20 protein-coding genes are annotated in these 15811 nt (G+C 33.5%); 7 read left to right on the top strand and 13 right to left on the bottom strand.

From position 1 onward, the window contains the following. Positions 1-90: 90 nt before the first annotated feature. Entirely contained in the window at positions 91-903 is an 813-nt protein-coding gene (locus tag LG296_RS10615) for an N-acetylmuramoyl-L-alanine amidase (protein WP_107933259.1), read from the bottom strand. Between the two features lie 352 nt (positions 904-1255). Here LG296_RS10615 and LG296_RS10620 point away from each other — a divergent pair, with 352 nt between their 5' ends. Then, positions 1256-2071, top strand: a complete 816-nt coding sequence (locus LG296_RS10620; protein ID WP_107933257.1) for a uroporphyrinogen-III synthase — start codon at positions 1256-1258, stop codon at positions 2069-2071. Between the two features lie 169 nt (positions 2072-2240). Further along, positions 2241-2459, top strand: coding sequence for a hypothetical protein (locus LG296_RS10625; RefSeq protein ID WP_107933255.1), 219 nt, complete (start codon positions 2241-2243; stop codon positions 2457-2459). A 47-nt stretch (positions 2460-2506) separates the two neighbouring features. Here the strand turns inward: LG296_RS10625 and LG296_RS10630 are convergent, their stop codons facing one another. Both LG296_RS10630 and LG296_RS10635 read right to left on the bottom strand, forming a co-directional pair. Further along, the gene (locus LG296_RS10630) at positions 2507-3034 is read right to left on the bottom strand and encodes an HAD-IIIA family hydrolase (protein ID WP_107933254.1); all 528 of its coding nucleotides are present in this window, start codon (positions 3032-3034) and stop codon (positions 2507-2509) included. 6 nt (positions 3035-3040) lie between these two features. Continuing rightward, positions 3041-3526 (bottom strand): hypothetical protein, encoded by a 486-nt coding sequence (locus tag LG296_RS10635; RefSeq protein WP_107933252.1) that lies wholly within the window; start codon positions 3524-3526, stop codon positions 3041-3043. 282 nt (positions 3527-3808) lie between these two features. On the opposite strand from LG296_RS10635, the gene LG296_RS10640 reads away from it, so the two are divergent. After that, positions 3809-4444, top strand: a complete 636-nt coding sequence (locus LG296_RS10640; protein WP_107933250.1) for a hypothetical protein — start codon at positions 3809-3811, stop codon at positions 4442-4444. Positions 4445-4536: 92 nt separating this feature from the next. Here the strand turns inward: LG296_RS10640 and LG296_RS10645 are convergent, their stop codons facing one another. After that, complete coding sequence (locus LG296_RS10645; RefSeq protein ID WP_107933249.1) at positions 4537-4959, bottom strand: DUF378 domain-containing protein; 423 nt, start codon at positions 4957-4959, stop codon at positions 4537-4539. 200 nt (positions 4960-5159) lie between these two features. Between LG296_RS10645 and cbpA the strand changes: the two genes are divergently transcribed. Beyond that, on the top strand, positions 5160-5807 hold the full coding sequence (gene cbpA / locus LG296_RS10650; RefSeq protein WP_107933247.1) for a cyclic di-AMP binding protein CbpA: 648 nt from the start codon (positions 5160-5162) through the stop codon (positions 5805-5807). A gap of 44 nt (positions 5808-5851) precedes the next feature. Here the strand turns inward: cbpA and LG296_RS10655 are convergent, their stop codons facing one another. From LG296_RS10655 to LG296_RS10675, 5 genes are all read right to left on the bottom strand, one after another. Continuing rightward, positions 5852-6682: a carbonic anhydrase gene (locus LG296_RS10655; protein WP_107933245.1), complete on the bottom strand. Its 831-nt coding sequence runs from the start codon at positions 6680-6682 to the stop codon at positions 5852-5854. A gap of 149 nt (positions 6683-6831) precedes the next feature. Further along, on the bottom strand, positions 6832-7605 hold the full coding sequence (locus LG296_RS10660; protein WP_107933243.1) for a YqhG family protein: 774 nt from the start codon (positions 7603-7605) through the stop codon (positions 6832-6834). A 63-nt stretch (positions 7606-7668) separates the two neighbouring features. Further along, complete coding sequence (locus LG296_RS10665) at positions 7669-9192, bottom strand: DEAD/DEAH box helicase (protein ID WP_107933241.1); 1524 nt, start codon at positions 9190-9192, stop codon at positions 7669-7671. Between the two features lie 199 nt (positions 9193-9391). Continuing rightward, positions 9392-9862, bottom strand: coding sequence for an SRPBCC family protein (locus LG296_RS10670; protein WP_107933240.1), 471 nt, complete (start codon positions 9860-9862; stop codon positions 9392-9394). A gap of 33 nt (positions 9863-9895) precedes the next feature. Then, positions 9896-10327, bottom strand: a complete 432-nt coding sequence (locus tag LG296_RS10675; protein WP_107933238.1) for a GNAT family N-acetyltransferase — start codon at positions 10325-10327, stop codon at positions 9896-9898. Positions 10328-10972: 645 nt separating this feature from the next. Between LG296_RS10675 and LG296_RS10680 the strand changes: the two genes are divergently transcribed. Together LG296_RS10680 and LG296_RS10685 are read left to right on the top strand one after the other, a co-directional pair. After that, complete coding sequence (locus LG296_RS10680) at positions 10973-11137, top strand: aspartyl-phosphate phosphatase Spo0E family protein (protein ID WP_107933236.1); 165 nt, start codon at positions 10973-10975, stop codon at positions 11135-11137. A gap of 118 nt (positions 11138-11255) precedes the next feature. Next, entirely contained in the window at positions 11256-12425 is a 1170-nt protein-coding gene (locus tag LG296_RS10685) for an MFS transporter (RefSeq protein WP_107933234.1), read from the top strand. Positions 12426-12488: 63 nt separating this feature from the next. Here LG296_RS10685 and LG296_RS10690 read toward each other — a convergent pair whose 3' ends face one another. Both LG296_RS10690 and LG296_RS10695 read right to left on the bottom strand, forming a co-directional pair. Next, on the bottom strand, positions 12489-12746 hold the full coding sequence (locus tag LG296_RS10690) for a DUF2164 family protein (protein WP_107933232.1): 258 nt from the start codon (positions 12744-12746) through the stop codon (positions 12489-12491). Between the two features lie 199 nt (positions 12747-12945). Then, positions 12946-13731, bottom strand: a complete 786-nt coding sequence (locus tag LG296_RS10695) for a metallophosphoesterase (RefSeq protein WP_107933230.1) — start codon at positions 13729-13731, stop codon at positions 12946-12948. Between the two features lie 128 nt (positions 13732-13859). Here LG296_RS10695 and LG296_RS10700 point away from each other — a divergent pair, with 128 nt between their 5' ends. After that, complete coding sequence (locus tag LG296_RS10700; RefSeq protein WP_107933228.1) at positions 13860-14354, top strand: GNAT family N-acetyltransferase; 495 nt, start codon at positions 13860-13862, stop codon at positions 14352-14354. A 92-nt stretch (positions 14355-14446) separates the two neighbouring features. Here the strand turns inward: LG296_RS10700 and LG296_RS10705 are convergent, their stop codons facing one another. After that, positions 14447-14902 (bottom strand): helix-turn-helix transcriptional regulator, encoded by a 456-nt coding sequence (locus LG296_RS10705; protein ID WP_107933226.1) that lies wholly within the window; start codon positions 14900-14902, stop codon positions 14447-14449. Positions 14903-15104: 202 nt separating this feature from the next. Beyond that, on the bottom strand, positions 15105-15791 hold the full coding sequence (locus tag LG296_RS10710; RefSeq protein ID WP_107933224.1) for an MOSC domain-containing protein: 687 nt from the start codon (positions 15789-15791) through the stop codon (positions 15105-15107). Between the last annotated feature and the right edge of the window lie 20 nt (positions 15792-15811).

Below are 15811 nucleotides of genomic sequence, written 5' to 3' on the forward strand. Positions count from 1 at the left end.
AATATATTAATTATGTGTTTTAAACGAAATTACATGCACAAATAAAAAAGACCAACACAAATTGCGCTGATCTTTGTATCTTTTTATCTATTACATTCCTTGAGTTGCTTTTCTATATTCGATTGTAGCAAATTGCTCACGAGTTAATGGTCTATTCGGATTAGAGCCATTAACTAAGCCTTGATCTATAGCCCATTCCCATGCCACTCTATGATCAGGTGCAACTGCACGTTCTCTAACTCCAGCCATTGCTTCTAAAACCTGTATTCTATTAGCCTGAGCTTCGATTAATCGTTTTAATTCCTCGTACTGTGCCATAGTTAACTCCTCCTCTGGACTTGTTACTCTAGATAACCCAGCAAACCTCGCAAAGCTTTGAGCGACAGCCCTTCCTGCATTGGCAAGAACTGTATCATTACGAAGCTTAGTTATATCAACCAAACTATCCATAAAGCCACCCTCGATTAAGATTGCTGGCATTGCTGTTTCGCGAACTATGTGAAGATTCCCTCGTTTAATGCCTCGATCACTAAGACCATAAGCTTTAACCACAGCCGGATGAATCGCTTCGGCTAATTCAACACTGCGAGGCTGCGGAGTTGTATAAACGAAGGTTTCAATGCCTGTATGATTTCCCCATCGCCCTCCAAGAGCATTATGGTGAAAGGAAATATAATAATTGGCTGCCCAATTATTTGCCCCATTTGTTCTCTCATTTAAAGGGACGTCTCTTTGACCAGTAGGGTCGTCGAATCTTCTTGTCATAACTCCTTTATACAGGGCTAATTCATTAGCAAAGGCACGAGCTACTTTGTCATTAAAAGACCATTCTCTTTCCCCATCTGGCGTACGTTTACCAGGCGTATTATAACCATGTCCCGCATCATATCCAACTTTTATCATTCTCCATCACCCTTGGAAATAGTATATGCTGAAAATTTCATACTGTTAGAATGAGAAAATCACCATTCTATTTATATAAATATGAAAAACTTGAGCTAAAAGAGACCCTTAAGGAACAATAAGCCATAATCTTTTGTCTTTGACTTATTAATATACCCACGCTTAATACAGCTAAATAGCTTCCTGCATACCACATGTATCCACTCTTAATGATTTATAATATGAAGCACTCCACACTTTGTTAAAAAATTCGCTTTAATTTCGTACTTTAATGTATTATTCCCTAACACACTCTCTTTTTTTTTCATTTTTTTGTTAAGATAGAATTATTAATTAATGAGGAGAATGTTGGATGAGTGGATTAAATCACAAGTGCATCGCGTTATTAGGGACAAGAAAAATAGATGAACAAATAAATATTATTAGACAGCTTGGTGGAAGTGCTGTCCATCGCCCTGCACAGGGAACTGTATTTTTTGATTCAAGTTTTATTGGCTCTGAAGTAAAAGAAATTATAAACGGTCACTTTGAATGGGCCATTTTCACAACAGGTATCGGCTTTGAAAAATTATTTGAAGTCGCTGCTGAAATGGGGTTAGAAGCAGCTTTGCAAGCAGCTCTTGAAAAGATGAATATTGCTATACGAGGTTATAAATCAGCAAACGCTTTGAAAAAGAGAGGATTGGTTCCTATTGTGAGAGATGATGATGGTAGTATTTCAGGCTTACTCCGTGAAATGCACGACCATGATTTAAAAGATAAAACTGTTGCTGTACAACTTTATGGCGATCCTGCAGTAGAGCTCATCAATTGGTTAAAAGGTCAGCAGGCTGATTTTAAAGAAATAATCCCTTATGAGCATATTCCACCTCAAAAAGAGGTTTTGGATCAAATAATGAATGAAATACTTACAAGCAAAGTAGATGCAGTAGGATTTACAAGTATTCAACAGGTTCGTTTCTTATTTAATTATGCAGTAGAAAACAACCAGGATGGCGAGCTTCTGCACGCTTTCGAGAATCATGTGCTAGCCCTACCTGTTGGAAAAGTTACTGGAAAGGCACTACAGGAGCGCGGTGTTACAAGAATGATTATCCCTGAGGACGAGAGAATTGGTAGTGCTCTGATGACATTAAATAAGTATTATAAAGAAACTGTTACAAAATAGAATGAGAATCTTAATTACAAGACTAATTCGTGTACTCCCTACGAATTAGTTTTTTATTTACTAAAAAGAGATACTGGGTTGAAAAATTTCTCTATTTACATATTTCTCCCTTCTACAATTAATTTAGCTTCATAGAATGTAAGTATATTTAGTTGAAGGGAGATAGATTATGTACGCAGTTCATTTTTATGAAAGAAACACACTATTTATAAGTAAATTATTAAATGAGGTTCCGACAGAGGGCTCTGAAATTAAATTAAAGGGTCGAAAAGGAATTGTTACACAAGTAAGTGAAGTCCAAGAAAACAAATACCATGTACAAATAGAATTAGAAGCTATTAAGAAGGTCCCTCTAGTTAGTGCTCTTGATAAAAAGAAAAGAAAATAATAGAGGCATTTCATAACCACTTTTGGCTACATCAAAAGTGGTTATTTTTAATTTCTGGAATTCTCTATTATCCAATCAGCAGCAGTAGCTAAATCTGGAAAAATAGCATCTGCAATTGGATCGATTTCGCCTAAAAATACTGTTTTTGTTCCAGCTTTTTTCCCTGCTTGGATGTCTGTATCGGTGTCCCCTACCATAAATGATTTTGATAAGTCGATTTCATACCTTTTCCCCAAATCTATAATCATTTTACTGCCAGGCTTTCTACATTCACAACCCGCTTTTGGTTTATGCGCACAATAGGCTACATCATGTACTATTGCACCTGATTTCTTTAATTCACTAATCATATGTTCATGAATTTTAATAAGTTGAGCTTCCTTCATAAAACCTAACCCGACGCCACCTTGATTAGTTACCACAAATACATAATCAAAAAATTCATTTAGCTTTTTTACAGCTTCGGGCACACCAGGCAAAAAATAAAAATCCCTTGGTTTGTTTACAAATTTTACTCGGCTTGTTAATACCTCATTGATTACACCATCGCGATCTAAAAAAACAGCCTTCTTCAATATTGATCACACCCTTTTATTTAATTCTCTTTGCTTAATCTGCTCGCCAATTAATTTTTGAATTTTTATAGTCAGCTTATTTTTAACCATGTAGTTTTTTGTTTTTACAGAAATTATATTTATTTTCTGAATAATTTGCTGTGGCAAGGTTTTTATTTCTACCATTTTTATCCACTTCACCATTGAAATTATGCTTGCTTTTATTTCACGACCATTTTCCATTACTTCTACAGTAAAAGTTTCAATAAGGATTACAAGCCAAACTGTTAGAAGCAATAAAGTAATAACGACATCTAATACTTGTTCAATTGGACCGACTTTTCCCATTGTTAGTAGGATTTTAAATACAAAGAAAACCACCCCAGATCCGATGCTGACTGAGCCATTATACAGTATGTAATTATATGAAATTTTGGTTCCTAAATAATACATAACCAGTGCAATAGATCCTATCATTAACAAACATACAAGCAATAAATGTGCATAACTCATTATAACACCTCTTTCTTCCAATTATAAATATTATTACCCAAAATATGGGTTACCATTCAAAAGTTGGAATTACTTTATAACTTATTTGGAAAAAGAATTTCAATTTAGTTACATTATTCTAGTTGTGGTGACACAAAATATGAAATGTGATAAGTGACTCATTTTGTCACTTTTTATATTGGGAATTGAAACAGATAGAGAAGATATCAAGGTGGTGAGATTTTAGATTCTTTTCACTTCCCTACCTATTTAAAATAAATAAAACACTTAGGAGTGAGTACATTGAAAAAACAAAACAATCTTTGGATTTATTTCCTTACTGCCGTTATTTCTATAGGCTTATTTGGTACAACGATTGCACCTGCATACGCTCATACACACGATTTCCATGATGAGTATGATCAATTAGATGATGAGACAAAAGCAAAGGTCGATGAAGTCTTAAGCTCATTAAAGGCAGATTTAAAAGGGATGGGCATTGAAATTCCTCAAAATAAGTTCCATGAACAAATGGAAAAGTTAGATGATGAAACAAAAGAAATAGTTAAAGCCATTTTTAAAGATAAAAAATCAGGTAAAATTACAAAAGAAGAAGCACATAAAAAGCTGACAGAGCTTGGAGTAGAGCCACCAGAGCATAAAAAATGCAAAGTATTTGAAAACCTAGACGAAGCAACTAAGAAAAAAGCAAAAGCAATCTTCAATGATAAAAAATTAGGTAAAATTACAAAAGAAGAAGCACATAAAAAACTAGCAGAGTTGGGTGTTGAAATACCTAAGCATCCAATGCATGAAAGCTTTGAGAAGCTTGACAATGCATCGAAAATAAAAGTAAAAGAACGTGTAGAGCAGGCGAAGTTAGACCTTCAAGAATTAGGAATAACCCTTCCTAAAAAATTCGAATTTTTTGCAGAGTAAGAACAAAAGCGGTATTCTCTTCTATGAGAGTACCGCTTAAAATTTTCCAATAAAAAAAGCGGGTAATGTTTAATTACCCACTCATAAATGACCTAAACCATGCTATCCTTATCCCCTTTGTCTTTCCCTTTACCATCATTTTCATATAACTCTAATGCTCGTTTGTTTTCAACTTTAGGAAAACGTGTAGCTTGATCTACGTCAGTAGTACGGTTTCTTTGCACTTCATTTAAATCAGCTTCCTCACCAAACTCAGTTTGATAATTCATATTAGTGTAGGCATTACTATGGTTATTATTTGTAAGCTCTACATCGTCTTCTTCATATGCCTTAAATAGTAATGGGATACTCAGTAATCCAGCTAATCCGACTAAACTATAAACAATTCTTGATAAAGCCGTGTCCTGGCCACCAAAAAGTGTTGCCACAAGGTCGAACTGGAATAGCCCAATTAACCCCCAATTGATTGCACCTACAATAACAAGAACTAATGCAAGTCGATATACTATTCCCATGTTCCCCTCCTATAAATATTTTTTTGTACACAACCTTCAATATTGTGTCCATTTATCTTTTACAATTCTTATTTATTTATACCTTGTTTATGTATATCTCCAAAAGGCTATTCATATTATAAAATATAATGAAACTCATTTGCCCAAATCTCTATCTTGCTTGCTTGTATTGAGTTTTGTAATTAGAAGGGACGAACAAAATGATTATTAAACAAAGATTATTGAAGAAAAATGACGTTGTTTGGTGTAAAGAGTCCGAAACAACAGCACAGGTACTTAAAAAGCTCAAAGAATCAGGTTACCGCTGTATTCCAATATTGGATAATAGCGGACAAAAATTTATCGGAAACGCTTATAAAGTATCAATTCTTGAGCATATGCTAGAGCATGAAAAGGAAGAAATTCCGATCATTGAGCTGGCACGTGATCAGGATGGAACAATCTCTGAAGAAAGCTCATTTTTTGAAAGCTTTTTTTCAATCAAAAGGCTTCCTTATCTTGCTGTTGTCGATGAGGAAGAAAATTTTACAGGTATTCTTACACATTCAAAGGTATTTGAATTACTTGAAGAGGCATGGGGCTACAAAACGGGAAGCTACGCATTAACCATTGCATTGCCCGATACAGAAGGAATATTGGCAAAAGTCCTAACCCTTGTAAAGAAAAAAACTTCTGTTCATAGTGTTTTTACACTTGATGATGATAATTGGTACTTAAGAAGAGTCATTCTAACTCTTGGTAAAGATGCTCACGAGGCAGCAATCAAGGAAATTGAAGATATCCTGCATAAGGTTGGTGCCCGTTTAATCGATGTCGAAACATTTAATAAAGACAAAAACAAAAAATAATTTTAAAAACGCGATTAGGAATTTTAGCCCAATCGCGTTTTTATTTAGTTTAGATTAAATTTATAAACATCTCGTCCATTTAACTCTTGGATTGGTCGGTTGTTTTGTAGGAATATGGAGCTGAATCGGTTGATTTGCTTGTCTGACATCTCTATAGGCTGCTCTAAAATAAACCAATTTACACCTTCTGTACAAGGAGGAGCTGTTAAAGAACCAACATATTGGTAAACACTTTTCTGTTCTGGTAATAGTAGCTGTAAATCAACAGGATTTTTTAATATTTTCGCTGCTTCTTTACCGTCTGTTGGTATTTCGTCCCACATTTCTGCTAATATTTGATTTTCTTCCCCACTTTGAATGAATAATCCAATAACAGCTAATTTTCCTTCCTCTGACTCATGGTACAGATGAGCCTCCATATCAAAATATTGTCCATTTAACTGATGCTCACTTGGTGAATGGAAATGAATACCTGTAAGCTTGTATTCTTTATCATTTATTAATAACGAGTTTTCAAGGGTTGTCGAATTAGCTTCAATTGTATGACCATTATTTTCTACTGCAAAAATCGCCTGGTCATAGTTAAGTGAAATTTGTTCTGCTAATTTTACAGCCTCTTGTTGATCTGCAGTTTCTTTTATTTCAATATTAATAGGAGATTGAAGCTCACCTCTCCCACATGCTTCATAATTTGAATTCACATTCATCCATTGTTCAGGTCCTGTTTCACCTGTATACGACCAATAGACACCAGTTGCTGTTAATTGTTCTTTGTCCTCAACAGGCGCTTGTTCTGTCGTATCAATTGCAAAATATCCGACAATACCTATAACTAATGCAATAGATAATATGGCATAGATGTAATTTTTACGCATGATAAGTTTTCTCCTTCTAAGATGCTCTTTTCTATCAAGTTATCCCATTCAGACTGATTTCTATTCACTTTAAGCACAATTAAATATCGTTTTTTCACATAATAAAATGCTCAAAAAATACTTGAGCATTTAAGAAGTTTAATTTCCCTTTATTGTAAGAAAAACAAACCACCATTAATGATTTCTACTTTTATGCGGGGGTTAAATCTTTCTTCTAGTCCCTTTTTTTCGATTTCATAGCTTTCTGGTTTTTCTTCTACTCCCTCATAGAAATAGTCGAGGACCTCCAGCTCTTTATCCCATCGTTTTTTTGCTTCTTCCGCCCATGAATGGTCATCATTTTGAATAATATTTTGAATCATGGAATCCAGACGTTCAAGGGCTCTTTTGGGTTTTATAATATATTGCAGACAAAAACTTTTTTCTGGAATAGTTGGCTTAAGCGCAAGCTTAGTAACAAATTCATGGAAATTATCTTCTATTTCACCATTGATTAAGTTAATTCCTAAAGAGTAAAGCACTTCCTTAGTTTGGTCGCAATAATAGGATACCTTGTAATTAACACAGAAGTATGGAGTTAGCATTTTACTTCCTTCATTTCCATGCTGATACATACGTACAAAGGAACCTAATTCTTTCGTGGATTTAAATATTTGATGTAGTCTACCAGATCCAAAGTGGATAATTTCTCCTAAAAACTGATTTTGGATTTTTGTACGATCTGTTATTAAATTCAACCGAGCTGGATTTGCTGGACTATTCGTTGCTTCGATATACTGCCAATAAAATGGACGATTCATAATTCTTTTGTCCATATCAATTGTTAATTGTACTGAAAGCATATGTCCCTCGTCTGATACAATCTCACAATCGGTTTCTTTAAAAAACGTTTTTAAATAGTCATGAACTTGTTCTGCATACATCCTTATGCTTCCTCCTTTTGTTCATTACACTATCAACTTTATTTCATTTCGAATTTACAAAAATTAAGCTTTCCTAGTTAAAATATCATCCAATTCTCCTACAACTTTCTCAAAGACGTCAATTTTACTTTCTAGTAAATCCAATATCTTTTGCTCAATGGTATTTTCAATGGCTAAATTATATACATGCACATCTTCTTCTTGTCCTAAACGATGCACACGTCCAATTCGTTGTTCAAGCTTCATAGGATTCCATGGTAAGTCATAATTGATAACATGATGACAAAATTGAAGGTTGATCCCTTCACCACCAGATTCAGTTGCAATTAGGACTTGGTCTCGTTGACGGAATAATTGCTTTACCCAATCTCTTTTACTTTTACTAAACTTCCCGTTAAATAATACACTCGTAATGCCTTTAGTATAGAGATACCATTGGAGGTATGCCTGTGTAGCGCGGTACTCGGTAAAAATAATCACCTTATCATTTGCCTTTTCTATAATTTCAATGACTTTTTCAGCCTTCGAATTGATTTCTAGCTTTATGAGCTTTGCTAGTATTTCTTCTATATAATCATGTTCTTCTTTTGTGATACTTTTTTGCAGCATTTTATTTAACGTTAAGAATGTTGCTTCCTTACTGCTACACATCTCCTTAAGTAGAGTTACCATAGTAAAGGAGCTAGAAAAGACGGATGACACGTTTTTCAATTCACTAATCATGTCATACACCTCTCTCTCTTCAGGAGTGTATTGAATCGGAATAGTTTCAACCTTACGCGTTGTCCATTCAATGCCGGTATCCTGTCTTCGATTCCTTACCATCACTTGATTTACGAGTTCCTTTAAATACCTTTCCCCATCAATGGAGTTTTTAGTAGCTGCAAATGAAGCCTGGAATGTCTCGTAATTACCTAGGTGGCCCGGCTTTAATAATGACACAAGATAAAAAATTTCAAATATATCGTTTTGTATCGGTGTAGCCGTTAATAATAAGCAAAACTTCTTTTTTAAGCTTTGTACGAACTCATAAATTTGTGTTTTATGGTTTTTCAGTTTATGAGCCTCGTCAATAATAATCATGTCATAGTCTTGTTCATAGATTTTCTCTCGATGCGGGCTCTTTTTGGCCGTATCCATACTCATTACAACTACATCGTAGCTCTCAATAGGCGTGTTCTTTCTATAAGCTATGGCTGGTATAAAAAATCGTATATTTAACTCTGTTACCCATTGATTTTGTAAGGATGCCGGCACTAATATGAGGACTTTTTTTACGATTCCGCGAATCATATACTCCTTCATAATTAGCCCTGCTTCTATCGTTTTACCTAACCCTACTTCATCAGCCAAAATTGCTTTTCCATTCATTTTTTCAATTACGGTTTGCGCAGCCTCTACCTGATGTGGGAGCAATTGTATATTTGTTAAAAATTTTGGTGCCTGTAGGCCTGAAAATTCAGGTATTAAGTTCATCTTTTCTATCTCATAGCTCATGTTATAAAGTGTCCAGCTATCCCATGGACCATCTTGCTCAAAGCGTTCAATAAAGTCCTCTCGCCAATTTGAAGACCTTTCAATAATCATAACAACACCTCTCTTGTTGTACCCTTTAGTTTGTCCAAAACTAACAAACATATGAATTTAAAATTATTATTTTTTATTAAAATGAGATTTAAACTTTTAAAATTCTTTTTACGAATTGAGGAAATATTTGTTTTAACGGAGAAATTGGAGAAACTATTGGTAAGGTAATGCTCCTAAAATGAAAAAGAGCGGACAGTTTTTAAAGCTGTCCGCTTGATTGTAATGCTTGTTGCTCTGCTTCCTTTTTTACACGTTCAACAAATTGAACGACTACCTTGTCAGAAGCAAATTTCACTAGTGGCTTTAAAAACCATTTTAAAGGGGTATTTGTCGTTGTATATCTAAAATTTGTTTTGTTGGTTTCAATACTCTTTAACTCATATTCTGCTGTAATTTTGAACAACTTGGCTAAAGTAAAGCCAACCTTTAGTTTTTTAAAAAAATCGTCATTAATATAATCTAATGTTTGTACTTCATATTCTTGTTCGCGATTACCTTCACGGTACCTCTGAAGGTAAATACTTCCTATTTTTTCATCTGTCAATTTAACAGGCTCATGCGCTACAACAGCAGGCATTATTTTTTGCATATCTTCTAAGCTTCCATTTAACAAATTCCATACCTGTTCAATAGGAACTTCAATCACAATATCCTTCGTCCAAGATTTCATATATATCCTCCGCTATTTCAAATGTCAAAAGAATTATATCTTTTTAGTCATTAGAACATGTGGGATACCATCCTCCATAAAGACGTCCGATGAAGTTTCATAACCTAGATTTTTATAAAAAGCTTCTGCATGTGTTTGTCCATGTAATTTCACTCTATTTAATCCTTTTTCTTTTGCAATTTCCTCTAATTCACGAACAATTACTTTTCCAAGCCCCAGCTTACGAAATGGCTCTAAAACACAGATTCTTTCGAGCTTTCCAGTTCCGTCTACCTCTCTAAGCCTCGCTGTTCCTACACACTTGTCTGTATCCATTATAAGAATATGCTTACAATTACTATCTAGCTGATCAAATTGATCAAATTCATCCTCTAAAGGAACTTCTTGCTCTATAACAAATACCTCTTTACGAATTTCGAATGCTTGGTCTAATTGTTCTTGTGTAATTACTCGAATTGTTTGCACTATAGTTCAACCTTCTCTCATTAAAATCTCCATAAGTATATTAAAAAAGAAAAATATTGTAAATTAATTTCCTATCAATTAAAATATTTTAGTACAGTCTTTGTATACTATTTTATACATTTTCTATAATCTCTTTAAATTTATTTAATAAATATAAACTAATTTCTTCTAACAATAGGAAAAAGTAAATGAAAAGCTTAATTTTGCGTACAAAATAGGTATATCAATATAATTAACAGCTTTAAAAATTTTAAATTTTCAAACTATTTAACTCGCGCTTATTTTTCAAATTTCAACCCATTCTTTTCTAAAAAAATCGTCATTTTTCGAGTTTTTGTCGACTTTAAAAAGAGTCTTTTTGACAAAATAAATTGACTTTCTACTTCCATAAAAAACAAGTCTTGAATATTTAATTCATCACTATCTATCAGGTGGTTACTAGATTTACGCAGAATTAAAAGCTTAAACACATCAGAGTTGAAGAAAACGATTATAGAATATTAATGCTAAATGTGACAAAAATGTGAATTTTCATTTATCAACCACGAACCGACATAATTTTCAAAAGAAGTAATATACAATTACTAAAGTTAACAAATTATATTAAGCAATTAATATAATACTAAACCATGGGGGATTACTTGAATGAGAAGTAAATTTTACAGACAAATTTTAAAGCTACTAATTGAGATGAAAAGAAAAGATATGTATAAGAAAGCTAATAATTTAGGTTTCACACATCCAGAAACTGTAACCTGTAGTCAGGAACTCGATGCATTGCTTAATATATACAGTCATAAAGTAGCTTAAGGGTTAAGGAGGAATTTTTATTAATAATACAATACAATATCTATCCGATTATGAGCCCAGTTAGACAAGAGTTAATCTGTCTAACTGGGTTTAAATTCTTTCTAAAAGGAGTTTTTTTATGAATGATGATAATCTCAAAACCGTTAACTACCCTTTAATTACATTTATATTAACTTTTGCTGGACTTACTATCTTAATGTCCATGTATATTACAATCCCTCTTACAGCAACCTGGATATCTGAGTTTTCTATCAATGAAACGAAAGCTATTTGGTTAAGCAGTGCCTTTTCCCTTTGCTATGCCTTTTCAAGCTTAATCTATGGACCGCTTTCAGATCGATTTGGTAGAAAGGTGTTTTTAGTATATGGAATTACCTTTCTTACAATCATCACCATTTTATGCGGATTTGTCGAAAATTATGAGCTACTTCTCATACTTCGTATCCTACAAGCTATGGGTGCTTCTGCTTTTGTTCCCATTTCGTTAGTCTATATAGCAGACGTTTTACCTGCTGAAAAAAGACTTAAAGCTTTAGGTTTTGTTTCTTCTTCTTTTTTGATTGCTAGTGTAGTCGCCCAGGTTTTCTCCACACTTGTCCAAGAGACTTTTGGCTGGCACTACATATTTTTACTACTGGGGCTATTTTATATTGTTACCTCCATCCTTACTATCGTCTACTTACCCAAAGACACGAGAGTTAAACATGAAAATAGCATCTTAACAAACTTTATAAATATTAAAAACTTATTTATAAATCGTTCTCTTTGTATTTCGTTCCTTATATCTTTTATGCTGCTATTCTCTTTAATAGGTATGTATACAATTTTGGGGACATACCTAGCAGCTAAACCCTTATACTTCACTGACGAACAGATACTTATTGTACGAGCAACGGGTCTAATTGCTGTTACAACAAGTCTTTTCGCTAATAACATAACGAGAAAATTTGGTGTAGTACAGTCTGTTAAGTGCAGCTTGTTAGTGGCTTCGCTTTCATTATTCTTAATGGCGATTAGCCCTAATCCGATTTTGTCTATACTATTCAGCTTATTTTTCATTGCTTGTATAGCATTACTAGTACCAGTAAATATTTCACTGATAAATAAAAATAGTGCCGCACAAAGAGGAACAGCCATTCTTTTTAATGCTTTTATACTTTTTATTGGTGCAAGCTTCGGTCCAATGCTTGCCTCACAATTAATGCTGCATACTAATTCATTGGTTAGTTTCGTAATTTTTGGGTTTGTTCTTCTGCTTGGTTATGTCGGAGCATTCTTCTTTGACTAAAAACTATTAAATTAAAAATGTCCCACTAGTTGTTAAGCTGCATACTAGTAGGACATTTTTAATTTAGTTTAATGATTTACTCAAGCCGGGTAGCTTTAGCTTTAATAGCTCTTCCTCTAAATTTTGGCATTGTTTATCAATTGCATTAAATACATCATTTATAATTGTATTGAAAATAATCGGTGATATTGTTTCATTAAAAAACTTAAGCATTTTTTCGACTTCATATTCAGATAACTCTTCTTGCCTTTCATTCAAAAAAAACTGCTGTATTTCTTTTAGTATGAATTGATACTGCTCTTTTGATAGATCCTTTAACATACCCAGTCCCCTATTCTATGTATCACATATATACTTTTCATAATAATCTGACATAATTATAGATTAAAAGTTACACATATTTTATAAAATTTTACATTAAATATCTACAAATTTAAGAAATTTAATATTTCTTCCTTCCTTTATTAGTTCATAATGGGTCATCGTGCTATGCAACAATGACCACATTTTCATAAAGAAGCTATTTTCCAATCGGATTATCTGCTCCAGTTTTACCTGAGTAGTTTTCCAATGCTTCTACAAACACAAACTCTCTTTCTGGGAAACGAAAACATGTAAGCTTGCCTCCAAATACAACACCTTGATCAATATTAAGAGTATTGTTAATTAAAAGTGGCTCAGGTTTTGGATCATGTCCCCATAAAATTAGTAGGTCTCCTTTATGCTCTTTAAACCAGTCTCTTCTTATTGGCTTTCCCTTTTCATCCATCCCTGCTACATCTCCATAGCGGCAAAAGTCTTTTATTCTTGAATTTTCATTACCTATATATTCATCTTTAATACCTGCATGTGCACAAACAACTAGATCTTCACCTTCATTAGAGACGATATAGTGAGAGGGTGCATCCATAAGTAATGTTTTCAGCCTTGCCTTTAAATTTAAAGTTTCTTTTTTACCGTGCTTTAACTCATAATTCTTAAATTCCTTTTGAACATTTTCATCACCATGCTTCAATTGAACCTTTCTTCCCTCTAACCAGCGGGCAATCTTCCATCCATGATTACTATCAATCATATAAGCTTGGCCTGCTTCCACATGTCTTAAGAAGAACAGCATACATTCAATTGACTGTGGTCCTCTACTCATAACATCGCCCAAAGATAGTATTTTCCGTCCTTCTGGATGTATATATAGACCTTCTCTATTTTTTTGATAGCCTAATTTATCAAGTAATGTCATAAACTCTTCAAAACAAGCATGAATATCACCTATAATGTCCAACCCGAAGCCTAATTCAATTCGCATAGTAGTTCTCTCCCTTAAATCAATTACTAATTAGTATGACTATATTAGTGAGGAATTCTACATTAAAATTTAGCAGCGACTCATTTGATAAATATGGTAAACTATCTAAATAAAGGGAGGTAGTTTCCATGAAAATACGTACGATTGAATTAAAGGATACAAAAAATTATCTTAATTTAAATAAGAAAATTGATGAGTCTGGTTTTATGCTTTATGAACCAGGTGAAAAACAGATTACTCTAGAACAGCAAGAGAAATTCATAGAAAAAATCCTGGCAGATAACCGTTCGATTATGTTAGTAGCAGAAGTTGAAGAAGAACTTGCCGGGTTTATCGCTGCTATTGGGAATAACCTTAAGCGAACACAGCATCGGGCGTATATCGTTATTGGCTTACTAGAAGAATTCCGAGGAAAAGGCATTGGAAAGTCATTATTTGAGCAATTATTTATTTGGGCTAAACAAAACGGAATCACTCGTCTTGAACTAACAGTGATCAAGGAAAACGATAGAGCTTTTAATTTATATAGAAAAATGGGCTTTGTATTAGAAGGTGAAAAGGTACACTCACTAATGATTGATGGAGCACCAACAAATGAATATTATTTATATAAAATATTATAATATTCCCTGATGATTTGATTTAATAGATATACAAAGAAGTTTTGTAACCAATCTTGCAAAACTTCTTCAATCTATAAGCATTAGCTTAATCATTAAATTGTCTTTTGAATATCTTGCCACATCTCATGTGCCACATCTTCATTAAAAGTACTGATTAAGCGATAATTTTCTTCATCTAAAATTCGAAAATGCTTACTTATTACATTTCTTTGAAGCTTAAAGCCTTTATATTCAGTTATGTTCTTCCACATGATATGTCCGCCCATCGTTTTTTCCTGCGGTCTGATATTCACATCTTGAACAGTAATTTCAATTACCTCTAAAGGATCCCCACCGAAAATTTTATGTAGTATGTCACTTTCACGGAATATAGCGCAAATTGCAATGCATGTTGTCCAATCTGCTAGCCCTCTTCCTTTTTCAATTTGGATGATTGTTTTTTTGGAGACCCCTACTATTTCTGCCATCTTATCCTGTGTATAGTGACTTTCTCTTCTCAAATTCTTGAAATTTTCTGAAATAATTCGGATTATAAAATCCCTATCCATTTTATCACCTCAAAACGTTTTAGCTAACTTTTCATATGTCCAAAATTTTTATGTAAATTGCTCTCATAATATAGACTATAAAAACGACAAGAAAGTTACAGATTTTCCGAATTTTTTATTGGAGTTTGTAAAAATATTACTTTTTTACTAATCAGCACATTATAATACTCAGTTCAATTAGCTGAACTGAGTACGCATTTTTTTAGGATGAGGCTAGTTTTGCTAATCTATTCGTCATATACCCCTTCCATTCTCCTGCAAGCTCTTCCACGGATAGAAGAGTTTTCATAGCTTCAGCATCCTTTGCTCTTCTGAAATAAACTTCGTTGCCAAAAAGAACTGAAATAGCTTTTGGATGTTTTTCTATTAAGGTAATTTTTGAATCCGCACACACATTTCCTTCTTCTAATACACGACAAAGGTACCCTGTAAAACCAGTCTCCACCATCCTTTTCATTATTAATGGAAGCCCGACTCTTTTATTGATCGTGCTGCAGGGAACACGACCTTGTGTAATTTGAATTACTGCATCTCCAAGCTTGTATATATCTCCAATACATACATCTGCCTCAAGCATATTTGTCACTGTAATATTCTCTCCAAAGGTTGATTTTGGCAATGTAATACCAAATTCCTTTTCCCATAGTGCGTAATGTTCAAATGGATAGACACAAACAGCACGGTCAGGTCCCCCATGGTTCTTTAAATCCGCAACACCATCCCCAACAAAACCATTCTTTGTTAGAAATGCTTCAATAACTGCTTCCTTACAAATGGCCGTTTCTACTTGTTTTTCATTTTCATAAGTCATGATTTTCGGTAACCCAATTGAAAAGTTTTTCAGTAGGTATTTATCGTGATTACTCAATTTAATAGTTCTCGCTTTCATTTTTACTTGTTAGTTCATTA

Source organism: Ureibacillus chungkukjangi, assembly GCF_044795995.1.
In the GTDB taxonomy this organism is placed as follows: Bacteria; Bacillota; Bacilli; order Bacillales_A; family Planococcaceae; genus Ureibacillus; species Ureibacillus chungkukjangi.

What these genes read in the sequence shown, in the direction of transcription:
- LG296_RS10635 (WP_107933252.1), bottom strand. Translation starts at nt 3,526, where the DNA reads ATGAGTTATGCACATTTATTGCTTGTATGTTTGTTAATGATAGGATCT.
- LG296_RS10690 (WP_107933232.1), bottom strand. Translation starts at nt 12,746, where the DNA reads ATGTTAAAGGATCTATCAAAAGAGCAGTATCAATTCATACTAAAAGAA.
- LG296_RS10665 (WP_107933241.1), bottom strand. Translation starts at nt 9,192, where the DNA reads ATGATTATTGAAAGGTCTTCAAATTGGCGAGAGGACTTTATTGAACGC.
- LG296_RS10655 (WP_107933245.1), bottom strand. Translation starts at nt 6,682, where the DNA reads ATGCGTAAAAATTACATCTATGCCATATTATCTATTGCATTAGTTATA.
- cbpA (WP_107933247.1), top strand. Translation starts at nt 5,160, where the DNA reads ATGATTATTAAACAAAGATTATTGAAGAAAAATGACGTTGTTTGGTGT.
- LG296_RS10645 (WP_107933249.1), bottom strand. Translation starts at nt 4,959, where the DNA reads ATGGGAATAGTATATCGACTTGCATTAGTTCTTGTTATTGTAGGTGCA.
- LG296_RS10620 (WP_107933257.1), top strand. Translation starts at nt 1,256, where the DNA reads ATGAGTGGATTAAATCACAAGTGCATCGCGTTATTAGGGACAAGAAAA.
- LG296_RS10625 (WP_107933255.1), top strand. Translation starts at nt 2,241, where the DNA reads ATGTACGCAGTTCATTTTTATGAAAGAAACACACTATTTATAAGTAAA.
- LG296_RS10670 (WP_107933240.1), bottom strand. Translation starts at nt 9,862, where the DNA reads ATGAAATCTTGGACGAAGGATATTGTGATTGAAGTTCCTATTGAACAG.
- LG296_RS10660 (WP_107933243.1), bottom strand. Translation starts at nt 7,605, where the DNA reads ATGTATGCAGAACAAGTTCATGACTATTTAAAAACGTTTTTTAAAGAA.
- LG296_RS10615 (WP_107933259.1), bottom strand. Translation starts at nt 903, where the DNA reads ATGATAAAAGTTGGATATGATGCGGGACATGGTTATAATACGCCTGGT.
- LG296_RS10680 (WP_107933236.1), top strand. Translation starts at nt 10,973, where the DNA reads ATGAGAAGTAAATTTTACAGACAAATTTTAAAGCTACTAATTGAGATG.
- LG296_RS10710 (WP_107933224.1), bottom strand. Translation starts at nt 15,791, where the DNA reads ATGAAAGCGAGAACTATTAAATTGAGTAATCACGATAAATACCTACTG.
- LG296_RS10685 (WP_107933234.1), top strand. Translation starts at nt 11,256, where the DNA reads ATGAATGATGATAATCTCAAAACCGTTAACTACCCTTTAATTACATTT.
- LG296_RS10700 (WP_107933228.1), top strand. Translation starts at nt 13,860, where the DNA reads ATGAAAATACGTACGATTGAATTAAAGGATACAAAAAATTATCTTAAT.
- LG296_RS10705 (WP_107933226.1), bottom strand. Translation starts at nt 14,902, where the DNA reads ATGGATAGGGATTTTATAATCCGAATTATTTCAGAAAATTTCAAGAAT.
- LG296_RS10695 (WP_107933230.1), bottom strand. Translation starts at nt 13,731, where the DNA reads ATGCGAATTGAATTAGGCTTCGGGTTGGACATTATAGGTGATATTCAT.